The following is a 22,357-nucleotide window of genomic DNA, read 5'->3' on the forward strand; positions in this document are numbered from 1 at the left end:
GGTACAAGGAGTGATACATCCGTGTCGACCATCCCGTCCTACCTTTTGCTGTCCCGCCACTCGGTCTACTACTTCCGAATCGTGGTGCCGGATGTCATTCGCCCGTTGTTCCCCCAAAGAGAAATTCGTCGCTCCCTGCAAACTCGTTGCAAGCGGGAGGCGCTGATTCGTGGGCGTGACATTCTGGCCCAGGTCCAAGGTCTGTTCACGCAAGCGTTCCAGGGGAATAGACCCTGTGTTGAGCTTCTGCGCGGTGCCTGGGAGGCTGGGGGGAAGCGCCTTGCTTGTTGGGCGTCGTGGCTGCGTCAGCAGCAGTTGCTTGGCGTCGCCATGCCTTCGCCTGAGGTCTCACGGGAAACACCCTCAGTCGCCGTACATGCACCCACAGCCGCGCCTTCCGTGATAGCAAAGGGGCCTGTGCAGCAATCACCTGGCTTCCTTGCTGTGGTGGATGAACAACTGGTCCAGCAACGCCGGGAGGGAGTTGCGGTGAAGTCGCTGGACGACAAGCGTGCGGTCGCCGTGCTGCTGACCCGAATCATTGGCGACATGCCCATCGACCAGATAACCCGGAAGGACGCACACCTGTTCCGGGAGACGGCGCTTAAGCTTCCGCCGCGACTTCATCAGCTGCCTGACCAGCCCCTTGAGCAATCAGTTGCGGAGGCGACCACGACCATCAGCGTTACGACCTTCAACAACTACGTGAAGAACCTGACGACCTTCTTTTCGTATGCGGTCAGGGAGGGCTATTGCAGTCGCAATCCGTTCGATGGTCTGCGTGTGCGTATTCGGCGCAAGGTCAGCGAGGAACGAAGCGCTTTCAGTGCTGATGACTTGGAGGCGTTGTTTAACAAGTCCACCTATGCGCCAGCCCATGGCCCTAAGCCAAATCAATACTGGCTTCCGCTCCTAGGGCTCTACACGGGGGCTAGGCTCAACGAACTGTGCCAGCTTTACACTGACGACGTGGTGACCATAGACGGTATCGCCTGCATCCACATACGAGCTACAAGGCCCGACCAGAAGCTCAAAACGGCGTCATCCGAAAGACTTGTGCCGTTACATTCCAAGCTTTTGGCATTGGGCTTCTTAGAGTACGTGACAAGGGTGAAAGAGGCGGGGAGCGAGCGTGTATTCCCAGAGCTTACTTGCCATAAGAAGCATGGTTACAGTGCCGCGCCGTCGAAGTGGTTTACTCGGGTGCGTGAACAGTTGGGCTTCCGCGATGACGCTGCCAAGAAGGACTTTCACAGCTTTCGCCATACCTTGGCTGACCACCTCAAACAAAAAGGGATTGCTGAATCACTTGTGGGTGGCGTGTTGGGGCATCAGGCCGGGGGGATCACATTTGGTCGCTATGGGAAGGACTTCAGGCCTGACGTATTAGCGCCTGTAATCGAGTTGGTGACCCTTGAGCCGTCCTAGAACACTTTTGGTTGGATACTGCTCAAATGTGCTTTTGTGTTCTGTCAGATGCCCTCGCTGTCATCGACTAGCTTCCTGAGCGACGACGTTGGAGTACACCTTTCTGTTGACCCCCCCCGGTCGAACAGGATGATCTTGAACTTGGCGTATAGTGTTGAGGGGGGTAAGCATGGGCTGTTTGAAATGACAGGCATCGGGTCTCAAAGACTGGTTGATGTGACGGGGGCTGTGTTGATGGGCGAACATTGGATCGACTTTGTAGGTGTGTCGGGCGCATTGGGTGGCTATTGCTTCCAGTCCTGCCTCAGGGGAGGGCCCAGTAATGAGTGACGCGAGCGAAGAAAAAGTTGCGCAATTGCATTGGATGGCGGCCGAAACCTTGGCGGACCATTTGGTTCCGCTGCTTAAGCATCACGATGTCAAATGGCGCGGGCACGGGATCATCTATATCGACCATCAGCATTGCAACATCTCCACCGCGCACCAGTTACTCGTGGATTTAAGTGTCAATCTCGGTGCGCCTATCTCTTTAGTGCGCTCCAGGTTGGTTGAGTTGGGCTGGCTTAACGACGTCCGTAGCGCTTTGCCCATTCAGAATGATGTCAGGCGAGTAGTTGAAAGACTTGCACCGTGGGCTTTTGATTCCGATGAGGAGGATGAAGAGGATGACCCCGATATGAGCGAAGAGTATGACCGGGATTGACCTTGTGATGCGTCCTGTTCTTTCTTGTCTATGAGGTTTTATGCTCCCGGAACATTTTGATTTATCTGGCCCTGTGTTCTTGCCCGTCACAGAGGAAACCTGTGTTGGCTTGTTGGCTATTGAGGGTGTAAGCGCACTTAACGCCTTGACTGATCCAGAACTGGCGGCGGTGTTGGTCATCCAGAATCTAGCTCAGGCAGCAGAGAAAGACCTCAGCTCTGGTGCGGCTGAGACCGTTTTGTCCAAACTCATTGCGTGGGCGGTCGAATCACGACAGTCAGCGGCTTCAGGGTTGTTATCAGAAGCGCAGCGGTTGTTCGATCCACGGAAGTTGTACTTCGGTCTGAACGCTGTCAAACGCTTGAATCTGCGCTTTCTTCTAGCTGATGAAGTGTCGGCGAAGGATTATCTGCTGCCAGATGGTAAGTGGGATGTAGCGTACAAGGTCCGCCATCGTAGAAGTAACGACCCATTCAGCGAGCAGGTGGTTACACCCATACACCGCGAGCGTTGGCTGAGCGCTGCGCAAGACAAGTTGGTCAGGATTTTTCGCGCAAATTTGGACGAAGACCTGCATGTTCAGGGTTACGCGGGGATAGGCAAGAGCCACATGCTCGGTGCCTTGATGGAGTATTTGCGGCCAGAAAAAACGTTATTACTGGCGCATACGCCTGGAAAACTAGAGGCCCTTCATGAGCGCATGGGGGGAGCGCGTGATAGGAAAGCAGGTTGGACGTTCGGGAACTTTGCGCAGAGGCTACTGCATTTCCCTAGGACTCAACCCGCAACTACTCGCGGCAGGATCCCAGGCAAGCAGACGCTGGCGGAGGAACTGAATATCCTCGGTTTTCATAGCCACGATGCGCAGGGGACCGTTGATGTTTGCCTCAAGGTGATAGAAGGCTTTTGTCGCTCCAGGGGACATAGTCTGTCGGCCAAGCATCTGCCTCATTTTAAGCAACCCTTGTCCAGCCTAGATGCCAAGGTGCTTCTTGAGTATTCGAGCCGGTTGTGGTGTTACCTTGAGGCAAACCCAGGTTGGGGCAGCCAGACCGGGTTCGAGGCATTACTAATGATAAAGCGGGCGAGCCTCGCGGGCTGCATGGTGCCTGCTCGCTATACACATGTACTCATTGACGAAAGTCAGGATGTTCCCGAGTCGCTTTTGCAGATTATCGAACGGGGGCGTCAGGTGTTGATAACCCTGGGGGACGAATATCAGCAAGCAGGCGGTGTGCAAGTCCAAAGAAAGCGTGAGGTTCGGCAAAGTAATGTCAGCTACTCCGTGCGCTCAGGGCGCAATGTCGAGCGACTGCTCAATCCCTTGATATTCCTGCATTCTCAGAAGAGTAAGGTCCCCTTCGAAGGTGCTCGTAATGCTGATGTTGGTATCGAAATGTATCCGGAGGGCTTCGTGCCGCCTGAAGGTTGTGTAGTGCTGACTGCGTCCCCCTGGGACACGGCAAAGTGGGCCATTCACCTGCACGACTCCAACTGCGCGTTCAGTTTGTCGGACAAAAAGGCACAGGACGATCTCAGGCATTTCATGAGCACTGCTATCGCATTGTTCAAGCCGGATTTCTACAATCCTGAACACAGTGAAATGGGGCCGCACTCGTACTTCAGCGACATGCCCGATTGGCAGCATGTGCGGGACGCCAACCTGTTCGATGAGTCGTTTCTATGGGTGGAGGCCGAGCTGGAAAAAGGCTTTAAGGTTGCTGATTTGACCCGATTGAACAGGATGGTCGGCCGCTCTGGTAAACGCTGCATGTTGATGATGGCAGAAGAGGCGGGGGGTATGGAGTTTAATCGGGTCCTGCTGACGCCTGAGTTGCTTACCAACGTGAAGTTCAAGGATGCCTATGAGTTCGATCAGAGGATTTGTGCCGTGTACATCGCAATCTCTCGCGCAAAGCAGCAGCTTTACGTTCCTTACGATGTGGTGGAATGGATTGAGTATCACAATTATCAGGGATTCCGCGAGTCACATGGCTATTGATTGAATTCATCCTACCGCCTCCTCGGTCTGCTGATGACGAATTCGCAATCTGCTGGATGGCCGTTGGTGAATCGCTTCAGGATGCCTTCGAGGGTTCGCGTAATGAAAACCCGGAAACTCCAAGCGCTAGACCTCCAGTCTGGTAGTCATCCTATAGTCCCCTTCACGACTTACTGATCGTCGGAAATGACCGTGATAGCGGCTCCTGGCTTGCCTGGACGAATTGCTTCAACAATGCAGCCGCAACTTCGGAGAGGCAGCCTTGCTTCGCCAATAGTTGGAAAGTCTGCCGAGCATTGCCCACGAAGCCGGCCTACTATCCGTCGTTTTCGCTACCACCTGACTTGGCCGGTCCTGATTCTGCGGCGGATCTGACCTCAGTAAATATATCACTAGCATAAAACAGCTCTTCGATTTCTTTATCCATCGCGTTGGATGCACTGGTGTCGAATGTGTATTGACCTTTCAAGGCGCCAATGCGTGGCAACACCGGTTGGAACGCGACAAGTTTCACCAGCGACTTTCCGTCACGGGTGATGACTACTTCCTCTCCGTTATTTGCCCGCTCGACGTACTGCTCGAAATTGGCCTCCAGCTCCGCGTAGTCGATGTAGTGATGTGTAACCCCGGTCAGTGCGTGTTGTTCGATGGTAGCAGGGAAGGCGGTGACCAGCTTTGAGAACGACACCTTTGGATTCCCATCCCGAGGCTCTACACAGGCGTCAGGTCCAACGCACTATGTCCTTACACTTCGGCATTACCTTGCACCCCCTGTTTGAGCTGAAACGGGGCCAGAAGATGATGTGACCAAGGTAAAAGCAAAGGGGGACGAGCGTTTATTCCCGGCGTTGACTCGCCATAACAGACGCGAATTCATTGCGGCGCCGTCGAAGTAGGTCACTCGGGTGTTGTTTCATGGCGGTTTGTCGGTTGTGTTTTCAAGATGCGCCCGGCTGGCTGCACTTTGGCTGACCTTTGCTGTTACCATGCGCAACATGCACTGACAGCCTTATTCGCGGCGCCGGTCTCCAACACTAGAGTGACAAGTTACGATCTAAAAACAGAAGGATTTTGCTGTTTGGCTTATTGCCAGGCACAAAAAACCCCGTCCCTTGAGGGGACAGGGTATCAGCGTTGCTGAAGGGGTAGGACTTGGCAGAATTAGCCCTTCAGCGACTCAACCAGTGCCATAGGCAAGGGCTGTGGGGGAAGTGTGGGCTATACGGTATGCTAATACAATACCGTATAATTTCTAGCGGATAGCTGGCGCACATTTCCTGCTCTCTTGCCATGGCGTTTCACCATGGAGAGAAGTATGAAAGATATGAAACGCCGACGTATTCGACGTCGCACACCGCAGCATCTTCGGACCGTCCATGTCAGCTCTTACTGCCGTACTCGTTATGGGCAGCGGGAAAGCGTGTGTGAGCATTACCGCAGTCCACCCTGGACGCAGTTGATGTTCGATTTCTAATCAGTGGCGGGGTGGGCAACTGCCCCGTTCTCTTGTTCCGGCGACATGGTCACGTTCCTGGGTCAGTCGGTCGACCTTCCTGGACATGATGTTCATTGCCCGCATGACCAGTTCGTCTTCGGACAGCTCTCCGGTCGCAACCTTTTCTTCGCCCAGGACGTAGGCGCCGTCCTTGCGGATGGTCGGGAGGACTACCCGTGTTACCCAATCCTGGAAGGCTTTCGCCTCGGGCTTGTTGCTCCGCATGACCAGCTTGTAAAGGCCGGACTCGCTGGTTAACTTCACCGTGCCAGTGCCCCGACCACTAGCAGGCCGTACCGAGCCTAAAGACAGTTCGTCCAGGGCCAGGCGGCGGTAGTGGTTCTGATAGGAGCGGTTTTGGCCGTCTGCCTTCAATCCCAAGCATTCGCATACGTCACCGGCAACAAACCACGGCTGGCCTTCCTGCTCGATGACGCGGACGTCTAGCGGGCCGAAACCGAAAGTTTGCATCTGGCTCATTGGACGTCTCCGACCAGTACACGGATGTTCAGGGCCGCTTGCGTTGCCGCCTTTGCTTCGTCGCGGAGGGCCGTTGCTTGGTCGTCCAGGGCTTCGGCCTGCTCGATCTTTGCGTCAGCCTGTGCGTGGTTACATTGCGGCGCGAATCACTGGCTACACTGGATTGCTGGAACGCAATGGAGGCGGTTATGGGCGCAATCAACGCGTTCGACGGGCAAGACCGATTCCACATACCGCGCCCCTCGGTATTGATCGGACGTACAGTGTTGGGGGGGCCGTTGCGGGTTGCACGCCTGAGTGCCCCAGGAGTGCAAGGAGTCCTACTACTGATGGAACGGATCTATGGCCTTGAATATCCCCGTCTTTGACATTTGCCGGCGTAGGTCGAACCGTGCCAAGGCTTCAACGACGTCGATATCAGCCAGGCGCCCAAAATCAATGTCGCCCCAAGTCGTTCTGTTCACTCTTACAGAGAAAAGGTATTCATCAGTAATTCGCCCCGTGGCCTTGCCTGGCCGTTGCGAATAACCGGAGAGGACTACTGTGGTTGCCTTGGGCAAGGCGGCAAAGGTTTCGCCGATTATCCTGAAGGCAACAGCATGGACGTGCGCCATATAAAGCTTCTGCACGGCTGTGGTCGACATCGCCTTCACCGACAACTTCAAGCCTCTGCTGGGCACGCTGGCTGTAGATGATGGCATGTCCTCTATTTCCGGCAGGTCAACATCCAGGAGCACAAGCTGGCCATCCTCAAGCAGTTCCAAAGAGATTGCGGTCTCTCTGGGCCATTGTATGTCCTGTAGGTTGTCCTCCAGCCAGGCCTCCATATCAGATGTGTTGGTGTAGATACCCTCGTTAATCAGGAGCTTTCTGTCCCGTTCTAGCTGGGTATGATTTCCTCGGTTGTTTGACCAGTCGTCGTAGTAAGCGGCGAAGTTTTTCTGGATTTCAGCGTTCCGCGCTTCAAGGCGTAGCATCCGTTTCTTGAACAACCTGTCTAGCAGGGATGGTTTGAGAGGTGCGGGAGCGACCGGCTCAGGTTCTCCGAAAGGTACCTCAACAAACACTGGCCGAGAAGTACAGTTGGGGGTGTCCAGGTGGATGGTCCCTAGGGCGTCAATGTTGCCGTTGATTTCGTCGCATTTGCGTTGAATCACAGCAAGGATTGCGTCTTTGTTTTGCTTCTTGACGGCCTCAATTACATGTTCCGGTAGGTCATTTCCCGCCGCGTCCTGGAAAGTAAGACTCCCGTCGTCATGTAGACTGCATGTCACAGAAACAAACGTGGATGCAGGCTTGGTTGCGGCTGGTTTGGTGCTACGCGAAGGGCCAGAGAGTTTTTGGCTACTGGAAATGCCCATGAAGCTGGTGTTTAAGCGGGCTCCTCGTTTGCCAATCCCTACAGACGCGCCTCGTGGGCCGAGCGTCCAACCAACGCCAGCCCCACTCAAATTCATTCGTATACCTGGAGCCAGCTTGATTGATTTCCTGAATCGCATCGCCATGACTAACTATCCCTGTCGTTTTGCCACCGTCTGTGACCTTGGGCAAGACTGCGGAAACCAATCGCTTTTAGCAAGCCACCGCAAGAAGGATTCAACCGCCCAGGAGTAGCGGATTCATTCGGCAATGCGCCTTTTGATTTCCTCCACGGTGCCGATTAAGTCGTTGCCTTCACGATGCCTTTGTAACCCAAACTTTGCCCCAAACGCCTCCGAATCTTCATTGGTCGACTCGATACCGATGTTGCTGTACCCGACGCGCTCTGCGCACTCCACCAGGAACGCCATGAAGCGCCGTCCGTGGCCTTTACGAGTAGGTGTGAAGCCTATCCGGGCTATGACTAAGCAGTTGTGTCCTGTCCATTGCCCCCTCTGCGGGGTAACTCGAAGGTAGAGGTCATATTTGAGCGTCCTTGCGTTTACCGTAGTCCCCAGACCCAACGTCACATAGTTGCGCTTATAACCGAACTGGGCGGCCAGGTAGGGCGCCAGCAACTCCGCGAAATGCTCAGCTCTTGCACGCGCCTCCTTGTTCTCCCGCTGCTCTGCTTCTCGGTCACGCTCCTCAAGCATTGGGGTATTCATAGCTTGTTCCTCATTGGTCGAAACGGGCTGCACGCCGTTTAGTTGGGCCTGGTAGGCGCCTTCAGGTGGTACAAAAGGGAGGCAAATGGGTGATACAAATGGCTTGCGCGTCATCCCTTCACACGCCTTACAATGACGCCAAATTCGCATCCGCGTGATGGTGAAGAATCGTACAGAGCATTGCTTGGAAGCTCTAGGATGGTGACCCCATCGGTCCCCCCGCAACGATTACCCGTGAACCTGGTCAGAGCCGGAAGGCAGCAGCCACAGCGGGAACATTGTGTGCCGGGGTGTGGCTGGTGGGGTTGCCTCCATAACGCTCCTCCTTGCCGTACCTCTTCTGTTTCACATCCTTCCAGCTTCTTTTCAGTCATCTGCCGTTGTTTTACTGCGCAGCGTATGACGGCTATTCCACACCGTTAAAAAGCCCTGCTGGACAACCTCAAAGCACCTTGTTAGTTTCCGCCGGCCACTTGTTTCAGAGTATGACAATGGTGCTGATTTGATATTGAAGTGCTATCACTTCTTTAACTAACAAGGATGTCTGTGATGAAAAGCCTGCAAGGGTTACCCCGTCTTATCAGTGCTTCAGTTGGCGCGCCCGGTAAAGCCCGTAACTTGCCCGCCGATGTTCAGTGCATTCAGTATTTATTCAATTTGATCATCCCCAAGATGGGGTTTCCGTTGGCTGAAAACGGCAAGTGCGACGGCCAATTGGTGCAGTGCATCAGCCAGTATCAGTTCCGCCATCTCAAGTACGCCCATCCCGATGGCGTGATCGACCCCACCGGCCGCACGTTCAACAGCCTGATCGAGGAAGCGGTGAAGGTGCCGGTAAAGGCCTTCCCGACGATGCGTATCCCGAGCTTTCTCAATGTGTTCGGCAGCAACAGCGGCGATGCGGTGCAGGCCACGGTCAATGTGTACCTGGACCGCATGCGCGCGATGGTCGAGGCCGAGCGGCGCAATCGGCAGTTGATACTTCAGGCCACGTGCGACGGGGGCATGACCCTGAGCGATAGCGACTTCCAGAACGCCGCTACGCAGTTGGGCAATGGTATTTCCGTCAATATCATCAGGGCCTTTGCCACCGTGGAATCGGGTGGGCGTTCCGGGTTCGGCCCGGCCAAGTTGCCGGTGATCGCCTTTGAGGGGCACCAGTTTCGCAAGTACACCAAGCGTATCTACGACCAGGCGCACCCGTTGCTGTCGTACCCCTACGTCAGAAAGGCCGGGCCGCAGTGGCAGGTCAATAACAAGGATCAGATCAAGGCCTGGGAAACCATGGCCACCGCATTTGCGCTGAATCAGGAAGCTGCCTTGATGTCGGCGTCATGGGGCATGTTTCAGATCATGGGGTTCAATTTCGCGGCATGCGGTTACACAAGCGTATTTGAGTTCGTTGCCGCATTAAAAGTTAATGCCGGTAATCAACTAAAGGCTTTCCTCGCCTTGTGCAGCCACAGCCCGGCATTGATGAAAGCCATGAAAGCCAAAGACTTTACCGCCATGGCCCGTAACTATAACGGCGAGGACTACGGCAACTATGATGACCTCATGAAAAAAGCCTACGACGCACTTGAGAGGAAAAAATAAGATGATCCGTTATCTCGCGATGGGTGTGTTGTCGTGGTGTGCCGTGGCGCCGGTATTCGCCGGTTCCGCTGTGTTGCATTCGGGCAAGTACGAAGGGTTGATGCTGGCGGTGACGCCCGAGCATCAGGTCGAAGGTTTCTACGCCGAAGAACTGGGCGAGGGCGTGACCCGTGGTTGCGCGTTCTACCTGCAAGGCCAGCCCGACGCGTTGACCACCTGGCTTGACGATGCCTACCCCGGCAGCGTGGCGCCTTCGTCCGACGGCGTGACCCTGACCGTCGAACAGGGTCGTCAGCATCCCGGTTGCGTCAGTGTGTTGATGCCGGAAATCGCCACCGGCCTGGACCTGAGCCAGACTGCCAACAAGCCATGGATCGGCCTGGTGACCGTGTCCGCCGACAAGGCCTACTTGCTGACGACCCCGGGCGCCAAGGCGGCCAAGCGTGCGTATATCGTCAAAGGGGATGTGGTCGGCGTGCTGGCGTTCAAGGACGGCTGGGCCCAGGTCGAGTTCGTCAATGCTCAGGATCGGTCGTTCATCGGCTGGATCAGCCAGGATCAGTACGCGCGATTGGCTGCCCCGAAAAGCTGATGTTCGCTCAGGGTTGGCCGAAGGTTTCGCGCAGCAGCCCGGCGAATGCATCCCGGGCCAGATGTCGCTGGGTGTCCTTGTGCCAGAACAGCAGGTTATCCACGGCCGCCAGTTCTTCGAACCGGTATGACGCCAGCTGATTGGCCTGCTCATAGCGCGCCAGAATGCCCTCCGGCGCCAGCGCCACGCCGATCCCCGCGCTGACGCAGCCGATGATCGTGCCCCAACTGGCATAGCTGGCGATGGTCGGCTTGAAGTCATGGGGCTTGACCCAGTTTTCCAAGGCGGCGCGATAAGGGCAGCCAGGCGGCCAGACGAGCAGGGTACGCCCTGCCAGGTCCTCGGCACGCTTGATCGGTGCGCTGCAGGCGCTGGCGATCAGCACCAGGCGTTCGCTGTAGACCACGCTGTGTTCGAGCTTGGAGCGTTTGTTGCCGGCGGCCACCAGCGCCACGTCCAGGCGGTGGTGTTGCAGGTCGTCGAGCAGTTGGCCCCAGGCGCCGGTCACCAGTTCGAGGCTGACGTCGGGGTAGCGTCGATGGTATTCCGCCAGCAGCGGTGGCAGGCGGCCGCTGGCGCTGGACTCCACTGCGCCGATCCGCAAGGTGCCCCGCGGGATAGCGTTGGCGTCCACCGCGCGTTTGGATTCGTCCACCAGGGCCAGGATGCGCTCGCAGTAATCGAGGAAGATTTCACCGGCGGCGCTGATCGCCAGCCCGCGTCCGGCACGGATGAACAGTGGCGTGCCCAATTCGTTTTCCAGCTGTTTGATGCGCGTGGTGATGTTCGACGGCACGCAATGCAATTGCGCCGCGGCCTGAGCCACGCTGCCGGTTTGCGCCACGGCTCGCACCATCTTCAGTTGGGCCATTTCCATTGCTCAGTTCCACTGATTTCAGAAGTCAGAAACGCTTAATTGTCCTACGGCGTGACCCGGCCAAGACTGGCGGCATTCCTTCTCTGTTTCTGGATGCCGTTGATGAATTCCCCGTCACGCCTAAAGCTTACGCTAGTCATCGCCAGCGTGATCCTCTGCTGGGCCTATTCGCCGATTGGCGTACACATGGGGCTGCGCAGCTACAGTCCGGGTCAACTGGCGTTGCTGCGGTTTTTGATTGCCTCGGTGTTTATGGGCGGCGTCGCGTTGGTGCTGGATATCGGTCGGCCGCGCCTGCGAGATGTGCCGTGGTTGCTGGTGCTGGGTTTTTTCGGGGTGTTCCTGCATCACACTTGCCTCAACTATGGGCAGCAATGGGTCACGGCGGCGGCGTCCAGTGTATTGGCGCAGTCGGCGCCGCTGTTCAGTGTGCTGATCGCGTTTTTTGGCTTGAGGGAGCGGGTCAGTGTCTGGCGCTGGAGCTGTGTGTTACTGGGGTTGCTTGGCGTGCTGGTGGTGATCTGGGGTGAGCAGGGCGTGGGCGACATCGACCCGCGTGGCCTGTTGATCCTGCTGGCGGCGGTGTCATGGAGCGTGTATTTCGCCATCCAGAAACACTGTGCCCACCGCTACAGCCCGCTGACCCTGGCGTGCTACATGGTGTGGTCGGGCACCTTGATGCTCTGCGTGAACCTGCCAGGCCTGCCCGCCGCCGTGGCGCAGACGCCCTGGCCGGAAAACCTGGCGGTGCTGGTGCTGGGCATTTTCCCGAGTGCCTTGGCGTACCTGGCCTGGGCTTATGTGTTGAAGCATGTCGAGGTCAGCCGTGCATCGGTGGCGATGTACTTGATTCCGCCGGTGGCCATGGCGATGGCGGCGATATTGCTGGGCGAGCACGTCGCCGGGCAGGTGATGCTCGGCGCGATGATCGTGCTCGCCAGTGTGGCGGCCATCAGCCTCGAAGGCCGTTGGCGGCGCGGCTCAGTTGCTCATGCAGAACGCGCGCAACCGATGACCGTCGAGGTCCTGGGCGACAAAGGTGTAGCCAAAGTCCAGGGCGGTCGGTGACTGGATGATCGTGGCGCCCCGCGCCAGCCATTGGGCATGCAGGGCATCCACGGCGGCGTTGTCGGGCAGGGGGAAACCCAATTCGCCGCCACCGCCCGTGACCTGGGTGGCCGGCTCTACGCTGTGGCGCGACCACAGGCCGAGCTTGACGCCATTATCGAGAATGAACAGGGCGAAGGTCGGGTTCAATTCAATCGGTGGCTTGTCCAGCAGGCGGCTGTAGAAGTTGGCGCTGGTGGCGGGGCTGTCGACATACAGCAGGAAGTATTGGGCGACGGCGTTCATGGAGGCTCCTTGAGGACGGGGTGGTTGAGCCCAGTCTAAAAGGCGGCGCTGTCAGTTCTTGTCAGGAGCGTGCAGGGGCACGGCGTTTTCGTCGGTGTACAGTTGGATGATGTCGTCGATTTCGCCTGACATCTTCATCCGCAGCAGGGTGCGCAGGATTTGTTGCACCGGCAGGTCCGGGTCGTTGCGCACGGCGCAGCCCAGGCTTTGCTCCTCGATGATGGCGACTTTGTGCAGTCGCTGTTCCATCGGCAGGTGCTGGTTGAAGCGGTCGACGATCCATTCATTGCTCACCGCATACTTGAAGCGCCCGGCCACCAGTTTGTGCAGCACTTGTTCTTCGCTGCGGGCGTCGTCGCGCCTCAGTTGGCCTTTGGCGAACAATGGGTCGAGCGTGGGGTAGCGGTAATTGAGCACCGTTCCGATCGACTGCGGCGCCAGCCGGGCCAATTGCACCGGCTGGTTGCGGACGCTGACCAATACGTTGCGCTGGACCAGCAACGGCAGGCTCCAGAGGTAGTCGCCAGACAGGTTGTCGAGCCAGGCCTGGGCGACATAACAGCGCACATCGATGTCGCCATGGGCCATGGCCGCGGCAATGCGTGCCCGCGCCAGTACGTGGAACTCGGCCGGGCGGCCGACCTGGGTGGCCAGGCTCGACATCAGGTCATACAAAATACCCTGGGTGGGCTGGCCGTCCTCCACTTGCACCATAGGCATCGCCCAACTGTCGGAAACCGAGAAACGCAACGGTGCGGGCGCCGCAAGGCTGGCGGTGGTGAGCATCCATAAGGCGCCCAGGACTACGCGCATACACTCTCCGGGTTCAGGCCTTTTCGGGGCCGCTCAGGCAATCTTAGGCAGATAAGGCAAGCGTGCCGGATGCAATTTCCCCCTTGCTCCGCTAGCATTACCGGCTTCCGCTTCTCAGTTGCGACGGTTTTCGATGAGTTATCAGGTTCTTGCACGTAAATGGCGCCCGCGCTCGTTCCGCGAAATGGTCGGCCAGACCCATGTGCTCAAGGCTCTGATCAATGCCTTGGACAGCCAACGGCTGCACCACGCCTACCTGTTTACCGGTACTCGCGGTGTCGGCAAGACTACCATTGCCCGAATCATTGCCAAGTGCCTGAACTGTGAGACGGGCATCACCTCGACGCCCTGCGGCACCTGCTCGGTATGCCGCGAGATCGACGAAGGGCGTTTCGTCGACCTGATCGAGATCGACGCCGCGAGCCGCACCAAGGTCGAAGACACCCGCGAGCTGCTCGATAACGTGCAGTACGCGCCGAGCCGTGGCCGCTTCAAGGTCTACCTGATCGACGAAGTCCACATGCTTTCCAGTCATTCGTTCAACGCATTGTTGAAAACCCTGGAAGAGCCGCCGCCCTACGTCAAATTCATCCTGGCGACCACCGACCCGCAGAAACTCCCTGCGACGATTTTGTCGCGGTGCTTGCAGTTCTCCCTGAAAAACATGACCCCGGAGCGCGTGGTCGAGCACTTGACCCACGTGCTGGGTGTCGAAAACGTACCGTTCGAAGACGACGCGCTGTGGCTGCTCGGCCGTGCCGCCGATGGTTCGATGCGTGACGCCATGAGCCTAACCGACCAGGCCATTGCCTTTGGTGAAGGCAAGGTCATGGCCGCCGATGTGCGTGCCATGCTCGGCACCCTCGACCACGGCCAGGTGTTCGATGTGCTGCACGCGCTGATCGAAGGCGACGCCAAGGCGTTGCTCGAAGCCGTGCGCCACTTGTCGGAACAGGGCCCGGACTGGAACGGTGTGCTCTCGGAAATCCTCAACGTGCTGCACCGCGTCGCCATCGCCCAGGCCCTGCCCGAAGGCGTCGACAACGGCCACGGCGACCGCGACCGCGTGTTGGCCCTCGCCCAGGCGTTGCCAGCCGAAGACGTGCAGTTCTACTACCAGATGGGCCTGATCGGTCGCCGCGACTTGCCCCTCGCACCAGACCCGCGTGGCGGCTTCGAAATGGTCCTGCTGCGCATGCTGGCCTTCCGCCCCGCCGACGCGACGGACGCGCCGAGACAGCCGCTAAAGCCAGTGGGGATCAGCCAGGCCACAGTTGATTCCGCCAAATCAGTGGCTGGCGCGGCGGTGGTCGCGCCAGCGGTTGCTGCGCCTGCGCCGGTTGCGCCGGTGCCTGAGCCGGTGGTTGTCGCGCCGGTGATCGCGCCGGTGCTGGTCGTCGAGCCCGAACCGGCCCCGGTGGTCGACCTGCCCTGGAATGCCCCGGCAGAGGCTGAACCCGAGGTTGAGCTGCAGCCCGCCGTGGAGCCCGTGCTGGAAACCGCCGGCGAGCAGCCCGAGCTGACGCCGATGCCTACGCCAATGCCGGACAGCGTGGTACCGGATGCGCCGGAATGGGTCAGTGCGCCCGTCCCCGAGCCGACCGTCGCCCAGGTGGACGCCGCAACGCCCGGCATCGACCTGGACGACGAACCGCCGCTGGACGAAGACTACATCGAGCCGGACATCGATTCGGCCTACAGCTACCTCGACGAACTGGCCAGCGAACACACCGCCGAGCCGGCCCCCGAGCCCGAAGCGGAACCCGCTGCCGCGCCGGCCACCGGCCTGGCCCTGCAATGGCTGGAGCTGTTCCCGAAACTGCCGATTTCCGGCATGACCGGCAGCATCGCCGCCAACTGCACCCTGATCGCCATCGAGGGCGACCACTGGTTGCTGCACCTGGACCCGGCCCACAGCGCCCTGTTCAACGCGACCCAGCAGCGCCGGCTCAACGATGCCCTCAACCAGTATCATGAGCGCACGCTGAGCATCACCATCGAGTTGATCAAGCCCGAGCAGGAAACCCCGGCCCAGGCCGCGACCCGCCGACGCCTCAATCGCCAGCGCGAGGCCGAGGAGTCGATCCACGGTGACCCGCTCATCCAACAATTGATGCAACAGTTCGGCGCGGTCGTCCGTCACGATACTATTGAACCTGTCGAAGCCCCGGTGCCCCAGGCGTCATGACACCGGGCTACTTATTGATCCACGTACTTTTGAGGTGATTCCCATGATGAAAGGTGGCATGGCCGGCCTGATGAAGCAGGCACAGCAGATGCAGGAAAAGATGGCCAAGATGCAGGAAGAGCTGGCCAACGCCGAAGTCACCGGTAAAGCCGGTGGCGATATGGTCAGCGTGGTGATGACCGGTCGTCACGACATCAAGCGCGTGAGCATCGACCCGAGCCTGCTCGAAGGCGTCAGCGATGACGACCGTGAAGTGCTGGAAGATCTGTTCGCTGCGGCCGTCAATGACGCTGTGCGCAAGATCGAAGCCAACAGCCAGGACAAAATGTCCGGCGTGACCGCTGGCATGCAACTGCCACCGGGCATGAAACTGCCGTTCTGATCGGCCAGCCTTAGCTAGACTGGAATGCCAGGCATCGCGCCTGGCATTTTTTTTGGCTGTTTTCCCCTGCGTAGCGGCTACGCAAGGGTAACTTTGTCGAACCTCGGTGCCTTGGCCAGTGTCTGCACTTGATGCCATTGAATTCGACCCTCGATAACGGAGCCCCCCGATGCCTCAAGAACCGATGCTTAACCAGCGCATTGTCCTGGTCTCGCGCCCTCACGGCGCGCCAACTGCGGAAAACTTCCGCCTCGAACGTGTGACCCTGCCGGAACTGGCAGACGGCCAAGTTCTGTTGAAGACGCTGTACCTGTCCCTCGACCCCTACATGCGCGGGCGCATGAGTGATGCACCGTCCTACGCCGCTCCGGTGGAAATCGACGAAGTGATGACGGGTGGCGCTGTCAGCCGTATCGAGCAGTCGCGCAACCCGAAATTCGAAGCGGGCGACCTGGTGGTCGGCTCCACCGGCTGGCAAAGCCACAGCATTAGCGACGGTCGCAACCTGATGCCGGTGCCCAACGGTCTGGCCAGCCCGTCGATGGCGTTGGGCGTGCTGGGCATGCCGGGCATGACCGCCTACATGGGCCTGATGGACATCGGCCAGCCCAAGGCCGGCGAAACCCTGGTGGTGGCGGCCGCGTCCGGTGCGGTGGGCTCGGTGGTGGGCCAGGTGGCCAAGCTCAAGGGCCTGCGCGTGGTGGGTGTCGCGGGCGGGGCCGACAAGTGCCGTTACGTGGTGGATGAGCTGGGCTTTGATGCCTGCATCGATCACAAAAGCGAGAACTTCGCCAATGAATTGGCCCTCGCCTGTTTCAAGGGCGTGGATATCTACTTTGAAAACGTCGGCGGCAAGGTGTTCGATGCCGTGCTGCCGCTGCTCAACCCCAAGGCGCGGATCCCGCTATGCGGGCTGATCGCCGGCTATAACGCCCATGAAGCGCCCAGCGGCCCTGATCGACTGCCGGCGCTGCAACGCACCTTGCTGACCAAGCGCGTGCGTATCCAGGGCTTTATCGTGTTCGATGACTACGGCGATCGCCAGCCGGAATTCCTCAGCGCCATGGCGCCGTGGGTACGCGACGGCAAGATCAAGTTCCGCGAAGACATGGTCGACGGCCTGGAACATGCACCTCAAGCCTTTATCGGTTTGCTCGAAGGACGCAACTTCGGCAAGTTGGTGGTGCGCGTCGCGCAGGATTGAGCATTTGACGCTAATCCGGGGCGCGGGTATAAACCGCGTCTCGTTGTTTTGTCGGACCCTTCGCCCATGAGCTTCAGCCCCCTGATTCGCCAACTGATCGACGCCCTGCGCACTTTGCCCGGTGTCGGCCAGAAAACCGCCCAGCGCATGGCGCTGCAACTGCTGGAGCGTGATCGCAGCGGCGGCACCCGGTTGGCCCAGGCCTTGAGCCAGGCCATGGAGGGCGTTGGTCACTGTCGCCAGTGCCGCACCCTCACCGAGGAAGAACTCTGCCCGCAATGCGCCGACCCGCGTCGCGATGACACGCTGTTATGCGTGGTGGAAGGGCCGATGGACGTGTACGCGGTGGAACAGACCGGTTATCGCGGGCGCTATTTCGTGCTCAAAGGCCATCTGTCGCCGTTGGACGGCCTGGGCCCGGAAGCCATCGGCATTCCGCAATTGGTGGCGCGGATCGAAGCGCAGGGCACGTTTACTGAAGTGATCCTGGCCACCAACCCGACCGTGGAGGGTGAAGCGACCGCGCATTACATCGCCCAACTGCTGAGCAACAAAGGCCTGGTCACGTCGCGTATCGCCCACGGTGTGCCGCTGGGTGGCGAACTGGAGTTGGTGGACGGCGGCACCCTGGCGCATTCGTTTGCCGGTCGCAAACCCATCGCGCTTTAAGCCACGCGGCAGGTCAAGGTGTGGGAGGGGGCTTGCTCCCACATGGGTTGTGTGGTGTCGGTGATAATCCTCAACGCTCGCTCAGCGCAAATTGCGTCAGGCAAAACGTCGGAATCTCCATATCTTCCAGGCGTTGCGTGCCACCCAGTTCCGGCAGGTCGATAATCGCCGCCGCTTCGAACACCTTCGCGCCCATGCGCCGCACCAGGTTTGCTGCGGCGATCAGCGTGCCGCCGGTGGCGATCAGGTCATCGAAGATCAGCACCGAGTCGCCTTCACACAGGCTGTCGGCATGCACTTCGAGGAAGGCTTCGCCGTATTCGGTCTGGTAACCCTCGGCCAACACGTCGGCCGGCAGCTTGCCCTGTTTGCGGAACAGGATCAGCGGTTTGTTCAATTGGTAGGCGATGATCGAGCCGATCAGGAAACCCCGGGCATCCATCGCACCGATATGGCTGAAATCGGCTTCGACGTAGCGGTGGACGAAGGTGTCGGCCACCAGGCGCAGGGCCTTGGGCGACTGGAACAGCGGCGTGATGTCACGAAAGATCACCCCAGGCTTGGGGAAGTCGATGACAGGGCGGATCAGGGATTTGATGTCGAACGAATCGAAGGTCATCGTCGCAGAGTCCAGGGGCGGAAAACGGACTCGAAGTATACCTTGCGGCCTGGCCGATTGGCGCGGCCGCAAGTGTCTGGATCAGCCCTCCAGGGAGCCGCCGGCCAACGCACACAGCTGGATCGGGTCGAGGATGTGTACTTCCTTGCCTTCGGCGGCAAGCAGTTCGTTCTGCTGGAAACGGGTAAATACCCGGGACACGGTTTCCACCGCCAGGCCCAGGTAATTGCCGATTTCATTGCGCGACATGCTCAGGCGGAACTGGTTGGCCGAGAAACCACGGGCACGGAACCGCGCCGACAGGTTGACCAGGAAGGTGGCGATGCGCTCGTCGGCGGTTTTCTTCGACAACAGCAGCATCATTTGCTGGTCGTCCCGGATCTCGCGGCTCATGACACGCATCAGTTGGCGGCGCAGCTGCGGCAGTTGCAGGGCCAGTTCGTCCAGGCGTTCGAAAGGAATTTCGCACACCGATGTGGTCTCCAGTGCCTGAGCCGACACCGGATGAATCTCGGTGTCCATCCCCGACAACCCGACCAGCTCGCTCGGCAGGTGGAAGCCGGTGATCTGCTCTTCGCCACTGTCGCTCAGGCTGAAGGTCTTCAATGCACCCGAACGTACTGCATAGACAGAATCGAACTTGTCGCCCTGGCGATATAGAAACTCGCCTTTTTTCAGTGGGCGTCCACGTTTAACGATTTCGTCCAGCGCATCCATGTCTTCCAGATTCAATGAAAGTGGTAAGCAGAGGGGGGCCAGGCTGCAATCCTTGCAATGGGCCTGGCTGTTAGCGCGCAGCTTAACGGGCTCGGACATTTCTTAAATCCTTGTGGGAAAACACACATAAGACATAAGGGTAACGCACTGTGGGTAGAAGAGGCCAGCATGGACGAAAAACCGATGCCGGGATAAAGATTATTGTATCGATGCCGATACAAGTCAGTGTCCCTTAGAGCCTGGAGGCTCACATCATGCTTTCCATCGGTGAAAACTCTGCTGCCAAGCTGCCGGTTCCGGCGGTTCGCGAGCCCAAGGACCTGGTGGCGGAGGCTAAAGAAGCCAAGGCCGCCAAAGCACTTGAGGACGCCACGTCGGCGCCGCTGCGTCCGGCCAAGGCGGTCGAGGGCGTGACCGTGACTATTTCCGGAGCGGCGTTGAAGGCGGCGGGTACCGCGAAGAAAGCCAACAGCGATATCGAAGAGAGTGGCCTGCCGGATAACATTCAGCAGACGCTGAAAATGATCCGTCAGATCAAGGAGCAGATCGCCAAGAAACAGGCCGAGCTGGCCGCAGTGATGGCGGACACGAGCCTGACGCCTGACCAGGCGCGGGTCAAGGCCAGCAACCTGCAAGCCTCACTCAGCGCACTGCAGGCGAGCCTGGTGACCGCGCAAGCCTCGCTGGCCAAAGCCATGAAAGGCCTGAGCGGCGAAGACGCCATGAAGGCGGCCTCCCTGGCGATGGCATAGAACCTTCAGATCACCCGCGAAAAGCGCTGCCGGTTCTGATGTTCCAGGTAGGCATCGAACACCATGCACACCGAGCGCACCAGCAGCCGCCCGGCCGGTAGAACGCGAATGCCTTGTGCGTCCAGTTCGATCAGGCCGTCGTCGGCCATCGTTTCGAGTTGCGGCCAGATCTCGTCGAAGTAGCCGCGAAAATCGATATTGAACGCCTGTTCGATCTGCTCGAATGTCAGGCTGAAATTACAGATCAATTGCTGAATCACTTCCCGCCGCAACCGATCGTCCGTGGTGCAGACCAGGCCGCGGTTGGTCGCCAGTTGCGCGTCGGCCATGGCGTTCTGGTAGCTATTGAGGTCGCTGGTGTTCTGGCAATACAGATCGCCGATCTGGCTGATGGCCGACACCCCGAGCCCGATCAGGTCGCAATGGCCGTGGGTGGTGTAGCCCTGGAAGTTGCGTTGCAGGGTGCCTTCTTCCTGGGCAATGGCCAATTCGTCGTCCGGTAGCGCGAAGTGGTCCATGCCGATGTAGCGGTAGCCGGCGTCGGTCAACTGTTCGATGGTGGTTTGCAGCATCTGCAGTTTTGCCGCCGGGGACGGCAGGTCATCGGCGTTGATCCGCCGCTGAGGCATGAAGCGTTCCGGCAAGTGCGCGTAGTTGAACACCGACAGGCGATCCGGTTGCAACTTGATCACTTCTTCCACGGTGCGCGCGAAGTTGATCGGGGTTTGTTTGGGCAGGCCGTAGATCAGGTCGATATTGATCGAGCGGTACTGCAAGGTGCGCGCGGCATCGATCACGGCGCGGGTTTCTTCCAGGCTTTGCAGGCGATTGACCGCCCGTTGCACTTCCGGGTCGAGGTCTTGCAGACCGATACTGACGCGGTTGAAGCCCAGCTCGCGCAGCAGGCCCATGGTTGCCCAGTCGGCTTCGCGCGGGTCGATCTCGATGCTGTAGTCGCCGGAATCGTCATCGAGCAGGTTGAAATGCTTGCGCAGGCAGGCCATCACCTGGCGCAGTTCGTCATGGCTGAGAAAAGTCGGGGTGCCACCGCCGAAATGCAGCTGCTCCACGGTCTGTTTCGGATCGAGGTGGCAGGCGATCAGTTGGATCTCTTGTTCCAGGCGCTGCAGGTAGGGCTGGGCGCGGCCGCGGTCCTTGGTGATGACTTTGTTGCAGGCGCAGTAGTAGCAGATGTTGGCGCAGAACGGCACGTGCACATACAGCGACAACGGGCGTGCAGCCTTGCGGCTGTCGCGCAGGGCGTGGAGCAGGTCGAAGGAGCCGACCTGGCTGTCGAATTGCACTGCGGTGGGGTAGGACGTGTAGCGTGGCCCCGCCAAATCGTAGCGATGAATCAGGTTGCTGTCCCAACGAATGGCGTCGAGCATGCGGGCGTTCCCCCGGATAGACTAGTCGGCCGAGTCTAGGGGCGTGGCGGATATGGCATCTTGATTTGCGTCAACGGGGAGCGGCGCTATGCCACATGGCCTTTTAGTGGCCCATTAGCCAGTGCTGATGGGGGCCGGGCAAGGTCCAGATACCGAACAGAATCACCAGCACGCCGCCGGCGGTACGCACACTGCGTTTGCGCAATAATGCCGTGACGCGTTCGGCGGCCAGCCCGGTCGCCAGCAGCACTGGCCAGGTACCCAGGCCGAACGCCAGCATCAGCACCGCACTGTCCAGCGCATTGCCTTGGCTGGCGGCCCACAGCAGGGTGCTGTAGACCAACCCGCACGGCAACCAGCCCCACAGCGCGCCCAACAGCAGGGCGCGGGGCAGGCTGGACACCGGCAGCAAACGGTTGGCAACCGGCTGGATGTGCCGCCACAGGCCGCGACCGAGGCTTTCGATGCGGGTGAGGCCGCTCCACCAGCCGGCCAGGTACAGGCCCATGCTGATCAGCAGCAGGCCGGCCAGCCCGCGCATGAACATCGCCGCCGGGCTGTTGGCCACGGCCCAGCCGGCCAGGCCGATCAGCAGGCCGGCGGTGGCGTAGCTGAGGATGCGCCCCAGGTTGTACGCGAGCAGCAGGCGGAACCTGCGGCTGCGTTGCTCCTTGGGGATCGCCAGGGTCAGCGCACCCATCAGGCCGCCGCACATGCCCAGGCAATGGCCGCCCCCCAGCAGGCCAAGGATCAGCGCGGAGACCAGCAGCGGCGCCAGATCAAGCATGGGGCGGATCTTTCGGGTCGGTCGGGGGCTCGGGGCTGTTGGCCTCGTCGACGGCGGCCAGGTGGTTTGGGTCCTGATCGTCGAACAGCACGCTGTGGGCCGGGCCGTCGAGGTCGTCGTACTGGCCGCTGTCCACCGCCCAGAAGAAGATGTAGATGGCGATGGCCACAATCAGCAGCGCCGCCGGAATCATCACGTATAAAGCTGGCATCTGCACTCCATGCC

Annotated in this window: 23 protein-coding genes, 1 other RNA gene and 1 pseudogene; 13 read left to right on the forward strand and 12 right to left on the reverse strand. The window is 59.3% G+C overall.

The features are described from left to right. Positions 1 to 21: 21 nt before the first annotated feature. The 3 genes from ACP7E3_RS16975 (at position 22) to ACP7E3_RS16985 (ending at position 4,133) form a co-directional block, all read left to right on the forward strand. Positions 22 to 1,428, forward strand: coding sequence for a tyrosine-type recombinase/integrase (locus ACP7E3_RS16975; RefSeq protein ID WP_426123781.1), 1,407 nt, complete (start codon positions 22 to 24; stop codon positions 1,426 to 1,428). A 322-nt stretch (positions 1,429 to 1,750) separates the two neighbouring features. Then, a complete protein-coding gene (locus ACP7E3_RS16980; protein WP_169865459.1) occupies positions 1,751 to 2,131 on the forward strand; it encodes a hypothetical protein in 381 nt (126 codons plus the stop codon). A 40-nt stretch (positions 2,132 to 2,171) separates the two neighbouring features. Next, on the forward strand, positions 2,172 to 4,133 hold the full coding sequence (locus ACP7E3_RS16985; protein WP_169865461.1) for a hypothetical protein: 1,962 nt from the start codon (positions 2,172 to 2,174) through the stop codon (positions 4,131 to 4,133). Between the two features lie 316 nt (positions 4,134 to 4,449). On the opposite strand, the gene ACP7E3_RS16990 is transcribed toward ACP7E3_RS16985, so the two are convergent. Continuing rightward, positions 4,450 to 4,821 (reverse strand): type II toxin-antitoxin system Phd/YefM family antitoxin, encoded by a 372-nt coding sequence (locus ACP7E3_RS16990; protein ID WP_169865463.1) that lies wholly within the window; start codon positions 4,819 to 4,821, stop codon positions 4,450 to 4,452. A gap of 226 nt (positions 4,822 to 5,047) precedes the next feature. Here ACP7E3_RS16990 and ACP7E3_RS16995 point away from each other — a divergent pair. After that, a pseudogene (locus ACP7E3_RS16995) lies at positions 5,048 to 5,125 on the forward strand (hypothetical protein); the annotation flags it as partial. A gap of 482 nt (positions 5,126 to 5,607) precedes the next feature. Here ACP7E3_RS16995 and ACP7E3_RS17000 read toward each other — a convergent pair. From ACP7E3_RS17000 to ACP7E3_RS17010, 3 genes are all read right to left on the reverse strand, one after another. Further along, a complete protein-coding gene (locus ACP7E3_RS17000) occupies positions 5,608 to 6,108 on the reverse strand; it encodes a BRO-N domain-containing protein (RefSeq protein WP_169865465.1) in 501 nt (166 codons plus the stop codon). Positions 6,109 to 6,431: 323 nt separating this feature from the next. Continuing rightward, positions 6,432 to 7,613 carry a DUF4236 domain-containing protein gene (locus ACP7E3_RS17005; RefSeq protein ID WP_222935745.1) on the reverse strand — a complete coding sequence of 394 codons (1,182 nt, stop codon included), beginning with the start codon at positions 7,611 to 7,613 and terminating at the stop codon, positions 6,432 to 6,434. A 114-nt stretch (positions 7,614 to 7,727) separates the two neighbouring features. Next, positions 7,728 to 8,195: a hypothetical protein gene (locus tag ACP7E3_RS17010; protein ID WP_169865467.1), complete on the reverse strand. Its 468-nt coding sequence runs from the start codon at positions 8,193 to 8,195 to the stop codon at positions 7,728 to 7,730. Positions 8,196 to 8,403: 208 nt separating this feature from the next. On the opposite strand from ACP7E3_RS17010, the gene ffs reads away from it, so the two are divergent. The 3 genes from ffs to ACP7E3_RS17025 all read left to right on the forward strand — a co-directional run bounded on the left by ffs (position 8,404) and on the right by ACP7E3_RS17025 (position 10,383). After that, positions 8,404 to 8,500: signal recognition particle sRNA small type (ffs, locus tag ACP7E3_RS17015), an RNA gene on the forward strand. A gap of 244 nt (positions 8,501 to 8,744) precedes the next feature. Continuing rightward, on the forward strand, positions 8,745 to 9,791 hold the full coding sequence (locus ACP7E3_RS17020) for an N-acetylmuramidase family protein (protein WP_108524739.1): 1,047 nt from the start codon (positions 8,745 to 8,747) through the stop codon (positions 9,789 to 9,791). Position 9,792: 1 nt separating this feature from the next. Next, entirely contained in the window at positions 9,793 to 10,383 is a 591-nt protein-coding gene (locus tag ACP7E3_RS17025) for a hypothetical protein (protein WP_426123784.1), read from the forward strand. A 7-nt stretch (positions 10,384 to 10,390) separates the two neighbouring features. On the opposite strand, the gene ACP7E3_RS17030 is transcribed toward ACP7E3_RS17025, so the two are convergent. Next, complete coding sequence (locus ACP7E3_RS17030) at positions 10,391 to 11,260, reverse strand: LysR family transcriptional regulator (protein WP_201021434.1); 870 nt, start codon at positions 11,258 to 11,260, stop codon at positions 10,391 to 10,393. A gap of 102 nt (positions 11,261 to 11,362) precedes the next feature. On the opposite strand from ACP7E3_RS17030, the gene ACP7E3_RS17035 reads away from it, so the two are divergent. Beyond that, positions 11,363 to 12,328, forward strand: a complete 966-nt coding sequence (locus ACP7E3_RS17035) for a DMT family transporter (protein WP_108524733.1) — start codon at positions 11,363 to 11,365, stop codon at positions 12,326 to 12,328. Here ACP7E3_RS17035 and ACP7E3_RS17040 read toward each other — a convergent pair. Together ACP7E3_RS17040 and ACP7E3_RS17045 are read right to left on the reverse strand one after the other, a co-directional pair. Then, a complete protein-coding gene (locus ACP7E3_RS17040; protein ID WP_426123787.1) occupies positions 12,242 to 12,613 on the reverse strand; it encodes a VOC family protein in 372 nt (123 codons plus the stop codon). The genes ACP7E3_RS17035 and ACP7E3_RS17040 overlap by 87 nt on opposite strands. Before the next feature lie 51 nt (positions 12,614 to 12,664). Continuing rightward, a complete protein-coding gene (locus tag ACP7E3_RS17045; protein ID WP_426123789.1) occupies positions 12,665 to 13,426 on the reverse strand; it encodes a substrate-binding periplasmic protein in 762 nt (253 codons plus the stop codon). Between the two features lie 133 nt (positions 13,427 to 13,559). Here ACP7E3_RS17045 and dnaX point away from each other — a divergent pair, with 133 nt between their 5' ends. The 4 genes from dnaX to recR all read left to right on the forward strand — a co-directional run bounded on the left by dnaX (position 13,560) and on the right by recR (position 17,869). Then, on the forward strand, positions 13,560 to 15,614 hold the full coding sequence (gene dnaX, locus ACP7E3_RS17050) for a DNA polymerase III subunit gamma/tau (protein WP_169865472.1): 2,055 nt from the start codon (positions 13,560 to 13,562) through the stop codon (positions 15,612 to 15,614). Positions 15,615 to 15,657: 43 nt separating this feature from the next. Next, complete coding sequence (locus ACP7E3_RS17055) at positions 15,658 to 15,996, forward strand: YbaB/EbfC family nucleoid-associated protein (RefSeq protein WP_017527493.1); 339 nt, start codon at positions 15,658 to 15,660, stop codon at positions 15,994 to 15,996. A 169-nt stretch (positions 15,997 to 16,165) separates the two neighbouring features. Further along, on the forward strand, positions 16,166 to 17,200 hold the full coding sequence (locus ACP7E3_RS17060) for an NADP-dependent oxidoreductase (RefSeq protein WP_046489424.1): 1,035 nt from the start codon (positions 16,166 to 16,168) through the stop codon (positions 17,198 to 17,200). A gap of 66 nt (positions 17,201 to 17,266) precedes the next feature. Beyond that, positions 17,267 to 17,869 (forward strand): recombination mediator RecR, encoded by a 603-nt coding sequence (gene recR / locus ACP7E3_RS17065; protein WP_017845247.1) that lies wholly within the window; start codon positions 17,267 to 17,269, stop codon positions 17,867 to 17,869. Between the two features lie 70 nt (positions 17,870 to 17,939). Here recR and ACP7E3_RS17070 read toward each other — a convergent pair whose 3' ends face one another. Further along, positions 17,940 to 18,488, reverse strand: coding sequence for an adenine phosphoribosyltransferase (locus tag ACP7E3_RS17070; protein WP_017845248.1), 549 nt, complete (start codon positions 18,486 to 18,488; stop codon positions 17,940 to 17,942). A gap of 81 nt (positions 18,489 to 18,569) precedes the next feature. Then, the gene (gene fnr, locus ACP7E3_RS17075) at positions 18,570 to 19,304 is read right to left on the reverse strand and encodes a fumarate/nitrate reduction transcriptional regulator Fnr (protein ID WP_017845249.1); all 735 of its coding nucleotides are present in this window, start codon (positions 19,302 to 19,304) and stop codon (positions 18,570 to 18,572) included. A 155-nt stretch (positions 19,305 to 19,459) separates the two neighbouring features. On the opposite strand from fnr, the gene ACP7E3_RS17080 reads away from it, so the two are divergent. Further along, entirely contained in the window at positions 19,460 to 19,957 is a 498-nt protein-coding gene (locus ACP7E3_RS17080; protein ID WP_079444494.1) for a hypothetical protein, read from the forward strand. A gap of 5 nt (positions 19,958 to 19,962) precedes the next feature. Here the strand turns inward: ACP7E3_RS17080 and hemN are convergent, their stop codons facing one another. From hemN to ccoS, 3 genes are all read right to left on the reverse strand, one after another. Further along, positions 19,963 to 21,345 carry an oxygen-independent coproporphyrinogen III oxidase gene (gene hemN, locus ACP7E3_RS17085; RefSeq protein WP_426123792.1) on the reverse strand — a complete coding sequence of 461 codons (1,383 nt, stop codon included), beginning with the start codon at positions 21,343 to 21,345 and terminating at the stop codon, positions 19,963 to 19,965. A gap of 103 nt (positions 21,346 to 21,448) precedes the next feature. Further along, the gene (locus ACP7E3_RS17090) at positions 21,449 to 22,132 is read right to left on the reverse strand and encodes a sulfite exporter TauE/SafE family protein (RefSeq protein ID WP_108524731.1); all 684 of its coding nucleotides are present in this window, start codon (positions 22,130 to 22,132) and stop codon (positions 21,449 to 21,451) included. Next, a complete protein-coding gene (gene ccoS, locus ACP7E3_RS17095) occupies positions 22,125 to 22,343 on the reverse strand; it encodes a cbb3-type cytochrome oxidase assembly protein CcoS (protein WP_046382456.1) in 219 nt (72 codons plus the stop codon). Before ccoS ends, ACP7E3_RS17090 begins: the two co-directional genes overlap by 8 nt. Between the last annotated feature and the right edge of the window lie 14 nt (positions 22,344 to 22,357).

The organism is Pseudomonas sp. PSPC2-3, assembly GCF_049898265.1.
Lineage (GTDB): Bacteria > Pseudomonadota > Gammaproteobacteria > Pseudomonadales > Pseudomonadaceae > Aquipseudomonas > Aquipseudomonas veronii.

Excerpts from the sequence above, each read along its gene's own strand:
- ACP7E3_RS17005 (WP_222935745.1), bottom strand. The coding sequence starts at position 7,613 with ATGGCGATGCGATTCAGGAAATCAATCAAGCTGGCTCCAGGTATACGA.
- ACP7E3_RS17070 (WP_017845248.1), bottom strand. The coding sequence starts at position 18,488 with ATGACCTTCGATTCGTTCGACATCAAATCCCTGATCCGCCCTGTCATC.
- ACP7E3_RS17090 (WP_108524731.1), bottom strand. The coding sequence starts at position 22,132 with ATGCTTGATCTGGCGCCGCTGCTGGTCTCCGCGCTGATCCTTGGCCTG.
- ACP7E3_RS17000 (WP_169865465.1), bottom strand. The coding sequence starts at position 6,108 with ATGAGCCAGATGCAAACTTTCGGTTTCGGCCCGCTAGACGTCCGCGTC.
- ACP7E3_RS17020 (WP_108524739.1), top strand. The coding sequence starts at position 8,745 with ATGAAAAGCCTGCAAGGGTTACCCCGTCTTATCAGTGCTTCAGTTGGC.
- hemN (WP_426123792.1), bottom strand. The coding sequence starts at position 21,345 with ATGCTCGACGCCATTCGTTGGGACAGCAACCTGATTCATCGCTACGAT.
- dnaX (WP_169865472.1), top strand. The coding sequence starts at position 13,560 with ATGAGTTATCAGGTTCTTGCACGTAAATGGCGCCCGCGCTCGTTCCGC.
- ACP7E3_RS17030 (WP_201021434.1), bottom strand. The coding sequence starts at position 11,260 with ATGGAAATGGCCCAACTGAAGATGGTGCGAGCCGTGGCGCAAACCGGC.
- ACP7E3_RS17010 (WP_169865467.1), bottom strand. The coding sequence starts at position 8,195 with ATGAATACCCCAATGCTTGAGGAGCGTGACCGAGAAGCAGAGCAGCGG.
- ACP7E3_RS17060 (WP_046489424.1), top strand. The coding sequence starts at position 16,166 with ATGCCTCAAGAACCGATGCTTAACCAGCGCATTGTCCTGGTCTCGCGC.
- ACP7E3_RS16985 (WP_169865461.1), top strand. The coding sequence starts at position 2,172 with ATGCTCCCGGAACATTTTGATTTATCTGGCCCTGTGTTCTTGCCCGTC.
- ACP7E3_RS17035 (WP_108524733.1), top strand. The coding sequence starts at position 11,363 with ATGAATTCCCCGTCACGCCTAAAGCTTACGCTAGTCATCGCCAGCGTG.
- ACP7E3_RS17045 (WP_426123789.1), bottom strand. The coding sequence starts at position 13,426 with ATGCGCGTAGTCCTGGGCGCCTTATGGATGCTCACCACCGCCAGCCTT.
- ccoS (WP_046382456.1), bottom strand. The coding sequence starts at position 22,343 with ATGCCAGCTTTATACGTGATGATTCCGGCGGCGCTGCTGATTGTGGCC.
- ACP7E3_RS17040 (WP_426123787.1), bottom strand. The coding sequence starts at position 12,613 with ATGAACGCCGTCGCCCAATACTTCCTGCTGTATGTCGACAGCCCCGCC.
- recR (WP_017845247.1), top strand. The coding sequence starts at position 17,267 with ATGAGCTTCAGCCCCCTGATTCGCCAACTGATCGACGCCCTGCGCACT.
- ACP7E3_RS17080 (WP_079444494.1), top strand. The coding sequence starts at position 19,460 with ATGCTTTCCATCGGTGAAAACTCTGCTGCCAAGCTGCCGGTTCCGGCG.
- ACP7E3_RS17025 (WP_426123784.1), top strand. The coding sequence starts at position 9,793 with ATGATCCGTTATCTCGCGATGGGTGTGTTGTCGTGGTGTGCCGTGGCG.
- ACP7E3_RS16980 (WP_169865459.1), top strand. The coding sequence starts at position 1,751 with ATGAGTGACGCGAGCGAAGAAAAAGTTGCGCAATTGCATTGGATGGCG.
- ACP7E3_RS17055 (WP_017527493.1), top strand. The coding sequence starts at position 15,658 with ATGATGAAAGGTGGCATGGCCGGCCTGATGAAGCAGGCACAGCAGATG.
- fnr (WP_017845249.1), bottom strand. The coding sequence starts at position 19,304 with ATGTCCGAGCCCGTTAAGCTGCGCGCTAACAGCCAGGCCCATTGCAAG.